The sequence below is a fragment of the Rhodococcoides corynebacterioides NBRC 14404 genome, assembly GCF_001894765.1.
Lineage (GTDB): Bacteria > Actinomycetota > Actinomycetes > Mycobacteriales > Mycobacteriaceae > Rhodococcoides > Rhodococcoides corynebacterioides.
The window spans coordinates 335,332-352,572 of record NZ_BCWV01000002.1 but is presented as its reverse complement, the minus strand read 5'-3'; the positions used below and the strand labels follow the sequence as shown (position 1 = coordinate 352,572).

Sequence of the window (17,241 nt, the reverse complement as noted above, 5' to 3'; positions counted from 1 at the left end):
CTGTGCTTACGATGCGGCGGTGACGCGTCTCGCCGCTCTCCTCGCTTCCCTGGTCGTTCTGTTCGGCGTGTGGACTCCTCTCGCTTCCGCCGAGCCGACGAGCACCACGTGGCTCTGTCGCCCCGGCGATTCCGGGCCCTGCGGCGGGGGCAGCGACAAGCCGGTCGACTGCTTCTACGTCTACCCCACGGCCTCGCTGCAGCAGTCGGTCAACGCCGACCGCTCGCCGTCGCCCGAACTGGCTGCCGTGGCCGCTCTGCAGGCGCGACCGTTCGACGACGTGTGCAACGTCTGGGCGCCGACCTACCGACAACTGACGCTGCGCAGCCTGGCGACGCTCGACGGTCCGTCCCGCGATGCCGCGCTCGCCCTCGCGTACACCGACATTCAAGCCGCGTGGGCCGACTTCCTGGCGAACCGGGGCGACGACCGACCCGTCGTGCTCGTCGGCCATTCGCAGGGCACCCGGATGCTGCGGAACCTGGTGCAGGACATCGAAACCACGTCCGCGCGCGATCGGCTGGTGTCGGCACTGCTCATCGGCGCGACGATCACTCCCGACGACTTCCGCACCGTGGCACCGTGTTCCGCGCCCGGGGACACCGGATGCTTCGTGGCCTACTCCACCTACAACCGCCCGCGTCCCGCCGACGCGCGCTACGGCGGTCCGACTGCCGTGTGCACCAACCCGGCAGCACTCGGATCGACCGCCCCTGCGCCGCTGCGCGGTCCGATTCCCGACGTGAGCGCCCAGTGCGACGCGGACAACGTCCTTCATGTGGAGGGCGGGGTGACGGGCGCTCTGCCGACCGTGCCCGACGCGACCTGGGGACTCCATCTGCTCGACATCACCCTGGCGCAGGACAGCCTGGTCGACCTGGTGCGGACCCAGAGCGCGGCGTTCCTCGGGCGGTAGGCAGCTCGACGAGGTTTCGTGTCGGACCCCTGTGTCATGGTGTCGGGGACACGAATTCGGGGGGATTCACGTGGACCAACTGCTTACCGGTGACGGGTTGTCGCCGAACGACATTCGGCGATTCCTGACACGCATCGCGGCCATCGCCGTGAACAGTGCGATGGACAGCAGTGCGATTGACGACAGCGGCGCGGCGATCGACACCATCACCGCGTTGGAGGAGTTGAAAGCCGCCGCAGCGGGGGCACAAGCGGTGCTCACCGCCCGGGTCGCAGACACCATCCGAGGGCAGCGCCGCGACGCCGGCATTCCCGCCGCTCGGTGGAACACCGGCATCGCTACTCAGATCGGTCTCGCCCGACGCGACTCACCCCACCGCGGCACCACCCACCTCGGCCTTGCCCGCGTATTGACCACCGAAATGCCGCATACGTTGGGGCAGCTGCGCCGTGGGGAGTTGTCGGAGTGGCGGGCCACCCTGCTGGTCCGCGAGACCGCCTGCTTGAGCGCCGAGGACCGTCGCCTCGTCGACGAACGCCTCTGCGCCGACCCACCACCCTCACCGGGAAAGGCGACAGCACCGTCGTCGCCATGGCCGCCCGGCTGGCCGCCGAACTCGACGCCGCCGCCGTGGTCCGCCGCAAAGCCCGCGGCGCCCGGCACCGCCGCGTCACCGTCCGCCCCGCCCCGGACGTCATGGCCCACCTCGGCGCCCTGCTGCCGATGGACCGCGCCGTGTGCGTCTGGGCCACCCTGCGCCGCGACGCCGACACCCTCATCGCCACCGGCGCCGCCGACGGCCGCACCCGCGACCAGATCATGGCCGACCTGCTCGTCGAACGCACCACCGGCCTCGACCATGTGACGAGCCCACCGGTGGCGGTGCACGTCGTGATCTCCGACGAGGCCCTGCTCGGCGGCGGCGACACCCGCCGAGGTGCCCGGGTACGGTCCGATCCCCGCCGCCGCAGCACGGGCGTGGATCGCCGACGCCGTGGACTCCGACGAGGCCGCGGTGACGTTGCGGAAGCTCTACGCCCGCCCCACCGACGGGCAGCTCACGGCGGTGGAGTCCGTCGCTCGCTGTTTCCCCACCGGCCTGGCCCGGTTGATCGACCTGCGTGACCGCACCTGCCGCACCCCGTGGTGCGACGCCCCGATCCGTCACCACGACCACATCACCCCGCACGAGGACGGCGGACCCACCACCGCCGACAACGGCCTCGGCCTGTGCGCCGCCTGCAACCACGCCAAGCAGGGCGACGGCTGGACCACCGCCAGAACCGAGAACCCCGATGTGCACACGGTGGAGTTCCGCACCCCCACCGGCCATACCTACCGATCCGTTCCTCCCGCCCTTCCGACGCCCTGGAAACGGGCGGGCTGAATGACGAAGGAAAACAGGTGGCCTGATTGTTCCGGCGTGCATAATGCCTCGGTGAGTCCATTGTCGGCCAAGGATGCGGCGTTCTTCTATCCCTGGTTTCACGGGTCGCCGTCCTCGACCGACCAGCATCTGGTGTACGCGTTCGCCTGGCCCGAGAACGGGGGCAGCCGGACCGATGCGGTACGCGATCAATTCGCCCGCCGCTACCATCTCGCGCCGTTCTTCCACCGGCGTCTGGAACGGGTGCCGGGTGACCTCGGCCATCCTTTGGTGCGGGTCGACCCGACCTTCGACCCCGCACGGGTGGTCGGTCGCCGCGTCGACAGCTGGCGGGACGCTCTGTCCGCGGTGGGCGACATCGTCCGTGTGCCGCTGGACGTGCGCCGTCACCTCTGGGAGGTGACGGTGCTCGACGGCTTCACCGACGGCCCCGAGGGCACGACGATGCTGGTGGTGGTGCACGCGTCGCACAGCCTGTGCGCGGGCTTCGGACTGTCCCTGTCGGTGCAGACGGTGCTGTTCGACGGCGACCTGCCGGTTCCCGACCTCCCCGATCCGGACGTACGGTCCCGGCGGCGGGCCGCGCTGCGCGGCCTCGCCCGGATTCCAGCGGACGTGGCCCGGTCCGCTCGCGCGGCGATCGCGTTCCGCCGGCACGGCGATGTCGATCCCCCGCGAACCACGACGCCCCTGATCTACACGGCCGTCCCGCACCGCGACCGAGCGGTGGAGATCCTCGCCGTCGACGGCGCGGGAGTGGCCGACCCGCTGTCCCGGACTCTGTCGGCGATCTCGTCGGCGATGGCGGACCATGCCCACGTCCACGGCGATGCCAACGCCCGCGCGGCACTCGCGGCCTACGTGACATTGGTTCTGCCGCCGTCGATTCCGTGGTCGTCGACCAATCGCTTCGTCTCCGCGGCCATCCCGTTCCACGCCGACGTCGAGGACACCGTCGAGCGCGCCCGCGCGATCCGGGCTTCGGTGTCGGAGACCCGCAAGCGCATGTTCACGCCCGAGTACCTCGCCCGGTACGAGGTGGTGGAGGAACTGCCGCCCGCCGTGGTGTCCCGGCTGATCCGGCGCGGCGTCCGCCGACCGCAGGCGGACGGGCCGGTCGGCGGGCACACCGTGGTCAGTTCGGCGGTGCGTCCCGCCACGGCACTGGGCGGGATCGGCCACGCCTACCGATTCTCGACCGGCTTTCCGATGCTGACGCCCGGAATCGTGTTGACGCACAGCGTCGCCGTGATCGGCGAGCACGTCACTATCGGGGTCCTGGCGGACCCCGGGGTGCTGCCCGATTTCGCCGGTTACGTCGCACGGCTCCGAGACGCTGTTCGGCGAGACGTCGGTCACATCCACTGACGGGTTACACTGGGTCACGCTGCCGCGCTCTCGTTCGCGGCGTACGTCGTGGAATCAGCACGAACTTTTCTTACGGCGATCGATACTGCCCACCGGCAGTCTCGCCATTCTGTGCCCCGTCAGCGGGGTGCTCCGATGCCCGAAAGGCACTCGAACTCTTCATGACTGTCACTTTTGCCGACCTCGGCGTGAACGACCGCCTCGTCCGCGCCCTCACGGCCGCGGGTATTACCGCACCGTTCCCCATCCAGGCCGACACCCTGCCCGACACCCTGCACGGTCGCGACGTCCTCGGACGCGGAAAGACCGGCAGCGGAAAGACTCTCGCGTTCTCCATCCCCATGGTGGCGCGCCTGTCGGAGACCGCGTCACGGTCGCGGACCCCCAACCGCCCGCGCGGCCTGATCCTCGCTCCCACTCGCGAGCTGGCCACCCAGATCGCCGCCACGCTCGAGCCGTTGGTGCTCGCGTCGAACCTTCGGGTCACCACCATCTTCGGTGGGGTGTCGCAGAACCGTCAGGTCACGGCGCTCGATCGCGGCGTCGACATCGTCGTCGCGTGCCCCGGCCGCCTCGAGGATCTGATGAAGCAGCGCCACGTGTTCCTCGACGAGGTCGAGATCACCGTGCTCGACGAGGCGGACCACATGGCCGACCTCGGCTTCCTGCCGGGCGTGACGCGCATCCTCAAGGCGACGCCGTCGCACGGGCAGCGTCTGCTGTTCTCCGCCACGCTCGACAACGGCGTGGACAAGCTGGTCAAGCAGTTCCTGTCCAACCCCGTGCAGCATTCGGTGGACGAGGAGAACTCCCCCGTCGCGGCGATGACGCACCACATCTTCGAGGTCGGCGGCGTCGACGCGAAGAAGGTGCTGGTTCAGCGCCTCGCCTCCGGTGAGGGCCGCCGCATCCTGTTCATGCGCACCAAGCACCAGGCGCGCAAGCTCGCACGGCAGCTGACCGAGTCCGGCATCCCGTCCGTCGATCTGCACGGCAACCTCTCGCAGGCCGCGCGCGACCGGAACCTCGCCGCGTTCTCGGCCGGCGATGCCCGCGTCCTCGTCGCCACCGACGTGGCCGCCCGCGGCGTGCACGTCGACAACGTCGAGCTGGTGGTCCACGTGGACCCGCCCGCCGAGCACAAGGCCTACCTGCACCGCAGCGGTCGCACGGCCCGCGCCGGCAGCGCCGGTGACGTGGTCACCGTCGTCCTGCCCGAGCAGCGCCGTGATGTGGCGGTCCTGCTGCGCAAGGCGAAGATCGACGCCGCGCCGCAGCGCGTGACCGTCGACACCCCCGCTGTGGCGGAGCTCGTCGGCCCCCTGGCCGAGTACGTCGCACCGGCCCCCAAGGAGCCGGCTCCCGCGCCGAAGGCTCGGGGTCCGCGCACCGGCGGCGGCCAGCGCTCCGGCCAGCCGCGCACGGGACAGCAGCCGCGCTCGCGCTCCGCGCGCGGCGGACACGCCGGCAACTCCGGTCGCCGCGGCGGACGTCCGACCTCAGCGCGCAGCGAGTCAGCCGGCTACCGGGGCTGATCGCCGCGCGATACCGACGCTGAGCACCGCCGCCACGGCGCAGAGACCTGCGGCGCCGAACCAGGCGGCGGTGTACTCACCGGTGGCGTCCCGAATCGCCCCCGCGGCGACGGACGCGACGCCCGCACCGATCTGGTGCGCGGCGAAGACCCACCCGAACACCAGGGGCCCACCGTCGCCGAACACCTCGCGACACAACGCGATGGTGGGCGGCACCGTGGCCACCCAGTCGAGTCCGTAGACCACGACGAACACCACGATCGACGGGTGCAACGCGTCCGACAGCAGGGTGGGCAGAAACATCAGCGCCACCCCGCGGAACGCGTAGTACGCGCCCAGCAGCAGGCGGGGATCGACCCGGTCGGTGAGCCATCCCGACGCGATCGTCCCCGCGATGTCGAAGATGCCGACCACCGCGAGCAGCGTCGCCGCGGTGGTCTGTGGCATGCCGTGATCGTGCGCGGACGGCACGAAGTGCACGCCGACCAGCCCGTTGGTGGTAGCGCCGCAGATCGCGAACCCCACGACCAACGCCCAGAACGTCCGCACCCGCGACGCGTCGAGCAACGCCTGCACCGCGCGTCGGGCCGGGTTGCCGACGACGGCCCGCGCGGGCGGCTCCTCCGTCGCCCCGTAGGGCAACACCCCGACGTCCGACGGACGGTCGCGCAGGAACCGTGCCACCAACGGGACGACGGCGAGCGCACCGCCGGCCACGACGAGCGACGCGGTGCGCCACCCCGCACCCTCCGCCAGCCACGCGACGACCGGCAGGAAGATCAGCTGCCCGGTCGCGCTGCCGGCGGTGAGGATGCCGGAGACCAACCCGCGCCGGGCGACGAACCACCGGTCGGTGACCATCGCGGCGAACACCAGGGCCATGGACCCGGTGCCCAGGCCGATGAGCAGTCCCCAGGTCAGCAGGATCTGCCACGGCGAGGTGACCAGCACGCTCAGCGCGCTGCCGGCGGCGACGACCGTCAAGGCGATCGTCGTGACCCGGCGGATGCCGAACCGCTCCATGAGGGCGGCCGCGAACGGCGCCGTGAGGCCGAACAGCAGCAGGTTGATGCCGACCGCCGCGGACAGGACCGAGCGTGACCACCCGAACTCCTCGGTGATCGGCACCATGAGCACGGACGGCGCCGCGCGGAAGCCGGCGGCGCCGACCAGCGCGAGGAACGCGACGGCGGCGACGATCCATGCGGGATGCAGGCGTCGGGCGGTGCGTCCGCGGGCGACGACGGTCACACACCGCTCCTTCCAGCTCCGGCGATTCGGACACTCGGTGGCACACTCGACGGAGTGACGGTTCGGGCTGACAGGAGACTACATCCGGAGGAAACGGCCACCGGCTCGGTCATGACGGCTCTCGCCGTCGCGTTCACCGTCATCGGCGCCGTGATTCCGGTGGCGGGCGCCCTGCAGATCGTGGCGATCGTGCCGCTGGCCGTCGTCGCTCAACGCCACCGCCTGCGCGCGCTCGCCGTCGCGGGAACCGGCGGGGTGCTGGTGGCCTTCGTCGCCGGCGGGTTCTCCTCCGCGCTCACCATGACCGTGACCGCCGTCCTGGGCGGCGTGGTGGGCAGTGCCGTGCGCCGCCGTCGGGGGTTCGGCACCGTGCTGCTGTGGTCGACGGTCACCGGCACCGTGGTCGGCGGGCTCTCCGTCCTGCTTCTCCTGCTGCTGTCCGGGCTGCGCGAGCTCTTCCTCGAGGTCCTGGAGAACAGCATCCGCGGCACGGCCGACATTCTCGGCCGGGTGTTGTCGGCCGAGAGGGCGTCGGAGATCGTCGGCGACGCGGTGGCCGTCGGCATCGGCTACTGGTGGGCTTTCGTCTTCACCTCCGCCGTCTTCTCCACCGCCGTCAGCGGCGCCGTCGCCTGGTGGGTCCTGCGCACCACCCTGACCCGACTCGGTGAGCTGGAGTCACGCGGAGTGCTGCCCGACGTCGCGACCGCGGACGTTGCTCCCGATCCCGTGCCGCTGCGGCTCACCGGGGCGACCTACCGCTATCCCGGCCACGACGTCGACGCGCTCGGTCCGCTCGATCTCACCGTGGTGCCGGGCCGCTTCTACGCGGTGGTGGGCGCCAACGGCTCCGGCAAGTCGACCCTGGCCCGCATCCTCGTGGGAGCCGTGCCCACCGGCGGCCGTGCCGACCGGCCGGGGTCCACCGGTCTGGGTGCGGTCGGCGGTACGGCGATGATCCTGCAGCATCCCGAATCGCAGATCCTCGGTACGCGGGTGGCCGACGACGTCGTGTGGGGACTTCCCCCGGCGTCCGCGCCGTCGCGCGAGCGTGTCGACGCCCTGCTCGCGGAGGTCGGACTGGCCGGCTACGGCGATCGCGACACCTCCGGGCTCTCGGGTGGCGAACTCCAGCGTCTGGCCGTGGCCGCGGCCCTGGCCCGCGAACCGCGACTCCTGGTGGCCGACGAGGCCACCGCCATGATCGATCCCGCCGGCCAGCGGGAGCTGGTCGCGCTGCTGGCCGATCTGCCGCGTCGTCGAGACCTGGCCGTCGTCCTCATCACCCACCGCGCCGGCGAGGCGGCCCTGGCCGACGAGGTGGTGCGACTGCATCGCGGCCGACGCGTCGTGCACGACCCGACCTGGATGTCCGGCACCGCACCGCCCTACGGCGCCGTGCCCGTGCTGGGGCCCGACGTGCTGGTGCTGCGCGGGATCGGCCACGTCTACAACCGCGGCACTCCGTGGCAACGCCGCGCCCTGGCCGGCGTCGGCCTCACCGTGCGACGGGGCGAGGGACTGGTCGTGGTGGGCGGTAACGGATCCGGCAAGTCGACGTTGGCCTGGATCCTGGCCGGCCTGACCACACCCACCGAGGGCACGTGCGCGGTGAACGGCAAGGCCACGTCGAAGGCGGTGGGGACGGTGGCGCTGTCCTTCCAGCACGCGCGACTGCAGCTGCAGCGTCGCACGGTCGCCGAGGACATCGAGGCGGCCGGCGGCGCGGGCATCAGCGGAACCGACGTCTCGGCCGTGCTCGACACGGTGGGCCTGCCGCGGGAGATCGCGGGCCGGCGCGTCGACGAGCTCAGTGGCGGTCAGATGCGGCGCGTCGCGCTCGCCGGCCTGCTGGTGGGCAAGCCCGACGTGCTGGTTCTCGACGAGCCCCTGGCCGGACTGGATCCGCCGGGCCGTCGCGAGATCACCTCGCTGCTGGCTCATCTGCGGTATCGCGGACTGACCCTGGTGATCATCTCGCACGATCTCGAGATGCTGGACACCGTGCGCTCCCGCACGGTGGTGTTGGAGCAGGGTGTGCTGCGGCCCCTCGATCAGGAGGTGCCTCGATGAAAGGCGTACTGCTGCGGGAGCTTCCGCTCTCGACCCCGATGCACCGACTCTGGGCGGGGACCAAACTGGTCGCCGTCGCCGTGATCTCGGTGTCGCTGCTGGTGTGGCCGACGTGGCCGATGGTGGGCGCCGTCGCCGGACTGCTGCTCGTCGCGGCGGTGGTGGCGCGAGTTCCGCTGCGCGCCGTACCGATTCCCCCGTGGTGGTTGTGGGGACTCGTTGCGTTCGGTGCGGCGGTGAACGCCGTCGTCTCCCCCGACGCGGTCTGGCTCTACGTCCGCGGCATCCTCTTCGCCGTCGTCCTGCTCTGGGCGACGATCACGATGGCGTGGACGACGGCGATGGCCGACGTCGCCCCCGCCTTCGCGACTCTGCTCGCGCCGCTGCGGACACTCGGTGCGCCGGTGAACGATTGGGCCGTGTCGACGGCTCTGCTGCTGCGGGCTCTACCGATGCTGCTCGACGACGTCCAGGTGCTGGTGGCCGCCCGGCGGCTCCGTCCCCGGAAGGGAACGCGCAACGGCAAGGCTCAGGACACGTTCCTGATCGACATCATGGCGGCGATCGTCTCGGTGGCGATTCGGCGGTCGGCGGACATGGGCGAAGCGATCGCGGTGCGCGGCGGCACCGGGTCGATCACCGCGACCCGCGCACGGCCCGGTCTGCGCGACGCCGCTGCCATGGCGATCGTCGTCGCGGTCTGCGTCGCCGGTGCCGTGCTGTCCTGAGATCGGTCCCGACGTCGGTCAGGCGAACAGACGCTCGAACGTGTTCAGCGACGACTCGATGTCGCCCTTCAACGCTCGCGCCACACCCGATCCGACGGGTCCGAACAGCGGGGCGCCGCCGAGGTCGATGCGCATGGTCAGTTCCGTCCCCGCGCTCTTCTCCGCGACCGTCAGCGTGAGCGAGACCTTGACTCCGCCCTTGCCGGACCCCTTCAACGCCAGTTCGCGCGGCGGTGCGTACTTCTGGACGCTCCACGTGACCCGGTTGCGCAGACCCTTCACCGCGACCACGGACGTCATCTGCGTGCCCTCACCCAGCTCGTCGGGAATGTCGCTGCGCCAGCCGTCGTGAATGGAGAGCCACTCCTCGTACCGGGAGAGATCCGACGCCGCGGCCCAGGCCGCGTCGGGGGACAACGGAACGACGCGGACCACCTCGAGTTTCGCCACGGCCGCAACACTAGCCGGTGAACGAACTCGCGGTGGCCCGCGTCGTGAACCCTCTCGAATGTCAGATCAGTGCGACACGACCTTCTCCACACCGACACCCGTGAACGAGCGGACCTCCATCTCGGCGGCCTTCTCCTTGCTCTCGTTGTCCTTGCTCGTCAGCGTGCCGATGGCACCGAGCAGGAACGCGAGCGGGATCGAGACGATGCCGGGGTTGGACAGCGGGAACCACGCGAAGTCCGAGCCGGGGATCATGGCCGTCTTCGAGCCGGACACCGCCGGCGAGAAGATGATGAGCACGATCGTCGAGATCAGGCCGCCGTACATGCTCCACAGGGCGCCGCGGGTGGTGAAGCGTCGCCAGAAGAGCGAGTACAGGATGGTCGGCAGGTTCGCCGCTGCCGCGACCGCGAAGGCCAGGGCGACGAGGAACGCGATGTTCTGTCCGTTGGCCAGGATGCCCAGGCCGATGGCGAGCAGACCGATCACCACCGCGGTGATGCGCGAGACCTGGACCTGCTTGCGGTCGTCGACCTCGCCCTTCTTGATGACGCTGGCGTAGATGTCGTGCGCGAACGACGCCGACGCGGTGATGGTGAGGCCGGCGACCACGGCGAGGATGGTCGCGAACGCCACCGCCGAGATGACACCGAGCAGGATCACGCCGCCGAGCTCGAACGCGAGCAGCGGTGCCGCCGAGTTCTGTCCACCGGCCGCGGCGAGGATGCGATCCGGGCCGACGATGGCCGCGGCGCCGTAGCCGAGCACCAGCGTGAACAGGTAGAACGCACCGATGAGCGCGATGGCCCAGACGACGCTGCGGCGAGCTTCCTTGGCCGTGGGCACGGTGTAGAAGCGCATGAGCACGTGCGGCAGACCCGCGGTGCCGAGCACCAGCGCCAGGCCGAGGGAGATGAAGTTCAGCTTGGAGGTCTCGGACCCGCCGTACTGGGCGCCGGGAGCGGCGACGTCGCGGGCGGCGACGGCCTCGCTGGCGGAGCCGGACACCATGTCCTGCGCACTGCCGATGATGGTGGAGATGTTGAAGCCGAACTTGGCGAGCACCAGGATCGTCATCAAGCCGGCGCCGGTGATGAGCAGCGCGGCCTTGATGATCTGCACCCAGGTGGTGCCCTTCATGCCGCCGACCAGGACGTAGACGATCATGAGCACGCCGACGACGGCGATGACGATGGACTGTCCGGTGCGGTCGGAGATGTCGAGCAGCAGCGCGACCAGACCGCCGGCGCCGGCCATCTGGGCCAGCAGGTAGAACAGCGACACGGTCAGCGTCGACAGGGCCGCCGCGGTGCGGACGGGACCCTGCTTCAGACGGAAGCTGAGCACGTCGGCCATGGTGAAGCGGCCGGTGTTGCGGAGCATCTCGGCGACGAGCAGCAGGGCCACCAGCCACGCGACGAGGAAGCCGATCGAGTAGAGGAAGCCGTCGTAGCCGTAGACGGCGATGGCTCCCGCGATACCGAGGAAGCTCGCTGCCGACAGGTAGTCACCGGCGATGGCGACGCCGTTCTGCGGACCGGAGAATCCGCCACCGGCGGTGAAGAACTCGGCGGAGGTGGAGTTCTTCTTACTGGCCCGGATGACCACCACCATGGTGACGATCACGAAGACCGAGAAGATCGAGATGTTGACCAGGGGGCTGCCGACGGTCTCGGCGGCCGGCGCCTGCGCGAGCAGGCTCACGCGATCGGAGAGTGTCACTGGGGGGTTCCTTCGAGTTCGGCGCGGATGGCGGCCGCCTTGGGATCGATTTCACGGTTCGCGAAGCGGACGTAGATGCCGGTGATCACGAAGGTGGTGACGAACTGGGCCAGACCGAGCAGCAGTCCGACGTTGACGTTGCCGAAGACCTTGGTCGCCATGAAGTCGTGCGCGTAGGCGCCGAGGAGAACGTAGGCGAGGTACCAGACGAGGAAGAACGCGGCCATCGGGAAGACGAAGCCGCGCAGACGCTTCCGCAGCTGCTGGAACTCCGGGGAGTTCTGCATCTCGACGAAGTCCTGCGGGGTGGGGGTGCGACGCTCGGGCGTCGCGCCGGGTCGGGCATTGGCGGTTGTCACGGGGACTCCTACGGGTGAGGAAAGCTACTGCGCAGAACCTAGTGAGACCGTCGTCACACGAACAAGGGCGTGGCCGCTGTCACACGCCGAAGGGCGAGGCGGTGCGCCGAGCGGTCGTCGACCGACGACGAACGGTCGGCGATCCTCACCGTCCGCGCAGTCGTTCCTCGCCCAGCCCGAGCCGCTCGGGTGCGTGCATGGCGGACATGATGCGACCGATCCCGGCCGGCACGGTTCGTCGCGTCAGCACCGACACCGCCACCATCACCGCGAACGCCGTGGGCACGCTGACCGCCGCGGGATAGTCCACGACGGCCCGTGCCCAGCCTCCCAGCACGGTGTCCGGCACCCCGCCGAGCACCGCGACCGTGGCCGCTCCCGTCGAGAGCAGCCCGCCCACCACCAGCCCGGCCGCGGCGCCTGCGGGCGTCAGTCCCCGCCACCAGATGCCGAGCACCAGCAGTGGGCAGAGCGTCGAGGCCGCCACCGCGAAGACGAGCCCGACGGTGCGGGACAGGTCCAGCGTCACCAGTCCCACCGACAGGGCGAGCGGCCCCGCCCCCGCCACGATCGCCGCGATCCGGAAATCCCGCACCCGCCCCCGGAGCACGTCGGTGCTGAGCACGCCGGCGATGGTCACCAACAGGCCCGACGACGTCGACAGGAACGCCGCCATCGCCCCCGCCGCCACCAGCGCGGCCAGCGCCGTCCCGACCGCTCCCCCGATCGCGGCGGACGGCAGGAGCAGCACGGCGGCGTCGGAGGCACCGGTGATGAGGAGTTGGGGGACGTAGAGGCGCGAGAACACGCCGAGCAGTGTCGGAAAGAGATAGAAGAGCGAGAGCAACCCGACGACGGTGAGGGCCGTCCGCCGCGCCGCGGGGCCGTCGGGGTTGGTGTAGAAGCGCACCAGCACGTGCGGCAGACCCATCGTGCCGAGGAACGTCGCGAGGATGAGCGAGTAGACCTGATACAGCGGGAACGGCCCGCCGAAGCCGTTGCCCGGCGCCATCCAGTCCGATCCCTCGACGGGTGCGCCCGCCACCACCGGAACGGGTGACCCCGCCGGCAGTTCCAGTGACGTGCCCGTCGCCAGCGTGTGGTCTCCCGCCGTCAGGGTGAGCGGGCCGTCGACCGCCGCGTCGTCCACGGTCCCCCGCACCACGACGGGAAGGTCCGCCTGCACCTGCACCACCACGTCGGTACTGATCTCGACCGTCGTGGCCGTCTCCACGGACGGCGGTGCGGGCGTGCCCATCTCGCGCGCGTCCCCCACGAAGTGGACCGCGAGGACCAGCGCCGGAACGGCGACCGCGGTGAGCTTGAGCCAGTACTGGAACGCCTGCACGAACGTCACCGACCGCATGCCGCCGCCGACGACGTTGGCGATGACGATCAGGCCGATCGCAGCCGCCCCCACCCAACTCGGCACGCCCAGAAGGATGTTCAGCGTCAGACCCGCGCCCTGGAGCTGCGGGACCAGATACAACGCGCAGATGCCCGCGACCACCAACATCGCCAGCGTCCGCAGGCGCCGCGACTCCAACCGGAACTCGGCGAAATCCGGCACGGTGTAGGCACCGGATCGACGCAGCGGCGCCGAGACGAAGAGCAACAGCCCCAGGTATCCGGCCGTGAAACCCAGTGGGTACCACAGCGCGTCGGCACCGTACTTCGCGATCAACCCGGCCACGCCGAGGAACGACGCCGCCGACAGGTACTCCCCCGACACCGCCGCCGCATTCCATCGCGGGCCGACGCTGCGGGAGGCGACGAGGAAGTCCGACGTCGTCCGGGCGAGCCGCACCCCGTACACGCCGACGCCGACGGTGGCGACGGCCGACGCGATCACCGCCGCCACGGTCGCGGCGCTCACCACGTCAGGGCCACCGGTCGTCGACCAGGTCGGCGAACTCCTGCTCGTTGCGTCCCGCCGCGCGCACGAACGCCACCCCCACCGCGAGCAGGACGGGATACGCCGCGACGGCGAGGATCCACCAGGGCACTCCCACACCCCACAGCCGCGCGGTCCCCGCCGCCGGCGCGACCACCCAGAGCAACGGGATCAGCCCGACGAGCAGCACCACCACCGCGGCCATGCGGAGGGCGAGCGCGAGCTGGGCACGAATCAACCCGCGCACCATCGCTTCACCGACGGCGGTCTGCTCCTCGACCTCCACCCGGGTGCGCACGATGCGGGCACCGCGGCGGGTGGCGAGCACGACGCGTTCACGCGGCGGCGGCACGTCAGCTCCCGCGACCGACGAGTGCGGCACGCGGCCCCCGCACCACCCGATCGCGCAGCTCCCGGGTGTGGCGCCGACTGACCGGCAACTCGACCGGCGGGCACTCCCCCTGACCGCGTAGACAGACCACCACACCGGAGCCGACCGTCCGGGTTCCGCCGATGCGGGCCACGGAGACCAGATAGGAGCGATGCACCCGTAGAAACCCGTGATCGGCCCAGCGGGCCTCGAGCGCCGAGAGCGCGATGCGCACCAGATGCGTGCCCGTCGTGGTGTGCAATCGGGCGTAATCGCCCTCGGCCTCCACCCACAGCACCGTCGACCGCGGCACCATCGTGGTCACGCCGCCCAGTTCCACCGGGATGACGTCGTCCGCGTCGGCGGCGGGCGGCGGCGACGCGGGCCCGGGCGCCGACGCCGCTCGGTCGACGATGCGGCCGACCGCCTCGGCCAACCGGGCGTCACGGATGGGCTTGAGCAGGTAGTCCACGGCGCCGATCTCGAACGCCGCCACCGCCCGATCGTCGTGGGCGGTGACGAACACGACGGCCGGGGGCGTCGCGAAATTGCGCAGCACCCCGGCCAGTTCGAGCCCGTCGAGACCGGGCATGTCGATGTCGAGGAACACCGCGTCGACAGGCTCGTCCCGCAGGAGGCGCAGCGCGGTGGTGGCGTCGGACGCACCCTGCACGGCCTCGACCGACGGGTGCCGACGCAGCAGGTACAGCAACTCGTCGAGGGCGGGCCGTTCGTCGTCGACGGCGAGCAGGCGAAGTCCGTGATGGTCGGTCACAATGCGTCGATCGTGCCATGTGGACCCCGATCTCACGCCCGGATGCCGGGACGGAACTTCGGAACGCGCATGCTCACCTTCGTCCCGGCGTCCGGCGCCGTCTCCACGACCAGGCCGTAGTCGTTGCCGAACGCGGCGCGCAGCCGGTCGTCGACGTTGGACAACCCCACGTGCACACCCTCCGCGGCGCCGAGGTCGCCCGAGCGCAGGAGTTCGGGATCCATGCCCACCCCGTCGTCCTCGACGCTGATCGCGGCGTCGGTCCCGGCGTCGGCCGCGACGATCGTGATGCGTCCTCGTCCGCGGCCGGCCACACCGTGCCGGACGGCGTTCTCCACCAGCGGCTGCAGAGCCAGGAACGGCACCACCACGCCCAGGACCTCCGGCGCGATCTGCAGGGTCACATCGAGCGAATCACCGAAGCGGGCGCGCTCGAGGGTCAGGTACCGGTCGATGTTGCGCAGCTCGTCCGCCAGGACCGTGTACTCGCCGGCGGAGCGGAAGGAATAGCGGGTGAAGTCGGCGAACTCGAGTACCAGTTCGCGCGCGCGGTCCGGATCGGTCCGCACGAACGATGCCACCGTGGTCAGGGCGTTGTAGATGAAGTGCGGGCTGATCTGCGCCCGCAGTGCACGGACCTCGGCGCGGTCGAGACGCGCACGGCCGGCATCGAGCTCGGCCAGTTCGAGCTGCTCACCCACGTACCGCGCCACCTCGGTGCAGACGCCGAGCAGGCCGGGCCCCGGTTCGGCCGCCGTCACCACACCGAGCACGCAGACCACCCCGGCGGATTCGGTGAGCACCGGTTGGACGACGACGGAGCGGGTGGCCCGTCGGACCAGCACCCGCCGTTCGGTGTCGATCGCCCGACGCGCGGTGGTCGGAAAGTCCACGGTCTCCTCGTCGGCCGGCCCGTTGACCGCGAGCACCGTGCCGTCCGGGCCGGCGACGACGACCGCGTGGGCGCCCGTCAGGGTGCGCAGGTGGGGCGCCGCGTCGGCAGCGGAGTCGGCGTCGAGTCCGCGGCGCAGCGGGCGGGCGGCGGACGACGCCGTCGACAGGGCGGCATGCACCGCCCGTTCGGTGGGGGTGGTCAGGGGCCGGGTGCCCCGCCGCGTGATGACGACGACGGCGGCGACCACCATCGCGACGATCGCGACGAGGACCACCGTCGTCGTCGCGGTCACGAGAGCAGATCACACGTGTTCGCCGACGGGGCACCGAGGAAGCGCTCGGTCACCCACTCGACGGCTTCCGTGGTCGCGGCCGCGTCGGCATGCCCCTGCTCGGGACGGAACCGGAAATCGAGCCGGTCGCCCTCGGCGCACGCGGCGCGCGACGCCTGCTCGGTCCACTCCGGTTCGACCAGATTGTCCCGGCCGCCGACCAGGACCATCATCGGGGCGGTGGCGCCCGTCATGGGGAACGCGTTCTGCCCCAACCAGTCTCGCATCGCGGCGTAGGCCTCCGGCGAACTCGGGCGGACGTCGTCGGGACCGATCGCGGCCACCGCCGTCAGTTTCTCCGCGGCCAACGGACCGGTGCACGCGAGCAGGACGTCCTTCCCCGCGAGCAGACCGCCGGAGAGGAAGTCGGAGTCGCGGTACTGCGGGTGCGAGACCAGGAAGCCCTCGACCACGAACGGGAGGATGCCGCGCTGGGGCAGTGTGAGGTCGCCGAGCCCCTCCGGCGGGGCGATCGCGCGGAGGTCGGCGGCAGGCGAGAGGTTCGCGGTGCCGACCAGCTCGAGGCCGTCGCCGTAGTCCGCGGCCATCTCGTTGGCCGCCCACGTCGCCTGGCCACCCTGGGAGACTCCGATCGCAGCCCACCGGGTTCCCGTGCCGGGCACCACGTTCCGAGCCGCGCGGACCGCGTCGACGACGTCGTATCCGGCGGACGGCGCATCGAGGTACGGGTGCGGACCGGGACTGCCGAGCCCCTGGTAGTCGCTCACGGTCACCACCGCGCCGCGCTCGAGGAACGGCGTCACCATGCCGATGGCGCCCAAGAGGTTCGGGTACAGCGACGGTGCGCACTCGTCGGTCACTCCGGTGGTGCCGTGGGCCACGGACACCACCGGCCAGCCGCCCGCGGGCGGCAGTCCACCCGGCACGAACACGGTGCCCGTGACCTCCACTCCGCTGCCGTCGAGCCCGGAGGTCGAGCGGTAGGAGATGCGGTGCGCAGTGGCACCGAGGGCCGTGACACTCTGATCGACCTGTCCCAACACCACGTCCGAGAGGACGGCACCCCGCTCGTCGCCCTGCGGCGCGGGGGTGGTGGGGACGGCGGTCGTCGTGCCGGCGGCCGACCCCGTGGGAGACGAGGACGTCGTGGGGGTCCCACACCCCGACACCACCAGAACCGCGGCCGCCGCGATCGTCCCGAACGTCCGGCGGTACCGCACTGTCCG

At 71.1% G+C, this 17,241-nt stretch carries 14 protein-coding genes and 1 pseudogene; 6 read left to right on the top strand and 9 right to left on the bottom strand.

Annotated elements, in window-relative coordinates:
* The first annotated feature begins 19 nt into the window (after positions 1–19).
* The 4 genes and pseudogenes from RC2_RS03015 to RC2_RS03000 all read left to right on the top strand — a co-directional run bounded on the left by RC2_RS03015 (position 20) and on the right by RC2_RS03000 (position 5,206).
* The gene (locus tag RC2_RS03015) at positions 20–916 is read left to right on the top strand and encodes a DUF3089 domain-containing protein (protein ID WP_082895347.1); all 897 of its coding nucleotides are present in this window, start codon (positions 20–22) and stop codon (positions 914–916) included.
* Positions 917–1,076: 160 nt separating this feature from the next.
* Positions 1,077–2,303: pseudogene (locus RC2_RS19430) on the top strand (HNH endonuclease).
* Positions 2,304–2,354: 51 nt separating this feature from the next.
* Positions 2,355–3,671, top strand: coding sequence for a wax ester/triacylglycerol synthase domain-containing protein (locus RC2_RS03005; protein ID WP_169818414.1), 1,317 nt, complete (start codon positions 2,355–2,357; stop codon positions 3,669–3,671).
* A 161-nt stretch (positions 3,672–3,832) separates the two neighbouring features.
* Positions 3,833–5,206 (top strand): DEAD/DEAH box helicase, encoded by a 1,374-nt coding sequence (locus tag RC2_RS03000; RefSeq protein ID WP_082895727.1) that lies wholly within the window; start codon positions 3,833–3,835, stop codon positions 5,204–5,206.
* On the opposite strand, the gene RC2_RS02995 is transcribed toward RC2_RS03000, so the two are convergent.
* On the bottom strand, positions 5,186–6,457 hold the full coding sequence (locus tag RC2_RS02995) for an MFS transporter (protein WP_068152401.1): 1,272 nt from the start codon (positions 6,455–6,457) through the stop codon (positions 5,186–5,188). The two genes, RC2_RS03000 and RC2_RS02995, sit on opposite strands and share 21 nt — an antisense overlap.
* 54 nt (positions 6,458–6,511) lie before the next feature.
* Here RC2_RS02995 and RC2_RS02990 point away from each other — a divergent pair, with 54 nt between their 5' ends.
* Both RC2_RS02990 and RC2_RS02985 read left to right on the top strand, forming a co-directional pair.
* Complete coding sequence (locus RC2_RS02990; protein WP_245810936.1) at positions 6,512–8,530, top strand: ABC transporter ATP-binding protein; 2,019 nt, start codon at positions 6,512–6,514, stop codon at positions 8,528–8,530.
* Positions 8,527–9,258: a CbiQ family ECF transporter T component gene (locus RC2_RS02985; protein ID WP_068152412.1), complete on the top strand. Its 732-nt coding sequence runs from the start codon at positions 8,527–8,529 to the stop codon at positions 9,256–9,258. Before RC2_RS02990 ends, RC2_RS02985 begins: the two co-directional genes overlap by 4 nt.
* A gap of 18 nt (positions 9,259–9,276) precedes the next feature.
* On the opposite strand, the gene RC2_RS02980 is transcribed toward RC2_RS02985, so the two are convergent.
* The 8 genes from RC2_RS02980 to RC2_RS02945 form a co-directional block, all read right to left on the bottom strand.
* Complete coding sequence (locus RC2_RS02980) at positions 9,277–9,708, bottom strand: type II toxin-antitoxin system Rv0910 family toxin (protein WP_068152414.1); 432 nt, start codon at positions 9,706–9,708, stop codon at positions 9,277–9,279.
* Positions 9,709–9,774: 66 nt separating this feature from the next.
* Positions 9,775–11,412 (bottom strand): monocarboxylic acid transporter, encoded by a 1,638-nt coding sequence (locus tag RC2_RS02975; protein WP_068152420.1) that lies wholly within the window; start codon positions 11,410–11,412, stop codon positions 9,775–9,777.
* 14 nt (positions 11,413–11,426) lie between these two features.
* Entirely contained in the window at positions 11,427–11,789 is a 363-nt protein-coding gene (locus RC2_RS02970; RefSeq protein ID WP_068152417.1) for a DUF485 domain-containing protein, read from the bottom strand.
* A 145-nt stretch (positions 11,790–11,934) separates the two neighbouring features.
* Entirely contained in the window at positions 11,935–13,665 is a 1,731-nt protein-coding gene (locus RC2_RS02965) for a sodium/solute symporter (RefSeq protein WP_245810935.1), read from the bottom strand.
* Between the two features lie 4 nt (positions 13,666–13,669).
* Positions 13,670–14,035, bottom strand: a complete 366-nt coding sequence (locus tag RC2_RS02960; RefSeq protein WP_068153369.1) for a hypothetical protein — start codon at positions 14,033–14,035, stop codon at positions 13,670–13,672.
* 1 nt (position 14,036) lies between these two features.
* The gene (locus RC2_RS02955) at positions 14,037–14,828 is read right to left on the bottom strand and encodes a LytR/AlgR family response regulator transcription factor (protein ID WP_245810934.1); all 792 of its coding nucleotides are present in this window, start codon (positions 14,826–14,828) and stop codon (positions 14,037–14,039) included.
* Between the two features lie 32 nt (positions 14,829–14,860).
* A complete protein-coding gene (locus RC2_RS02950; protein ID WP_371829117.1) occupies positions 14,861–16,015 on the bottom strand; it encodes a sensor histidine kinase in 1,155 nt (384 codons plus the stop codon).
* Complete coding sequence (locus RC2_RS02945) at positions 16,012–17,235, bottom strand: alpha/beta hydrolase (RefSeq protein ID WP_068151136.1); 1,224 nt, start codon at positions 17,233–17,235, stop codon at positions 16,012–16,014. Before RC2_RS02945 ends, RC2_RS02950 begins: the two co-directional genes overlap by 4 nt.
* Positions 17,236–17,241: the final 6 nt, after the last annotated feature.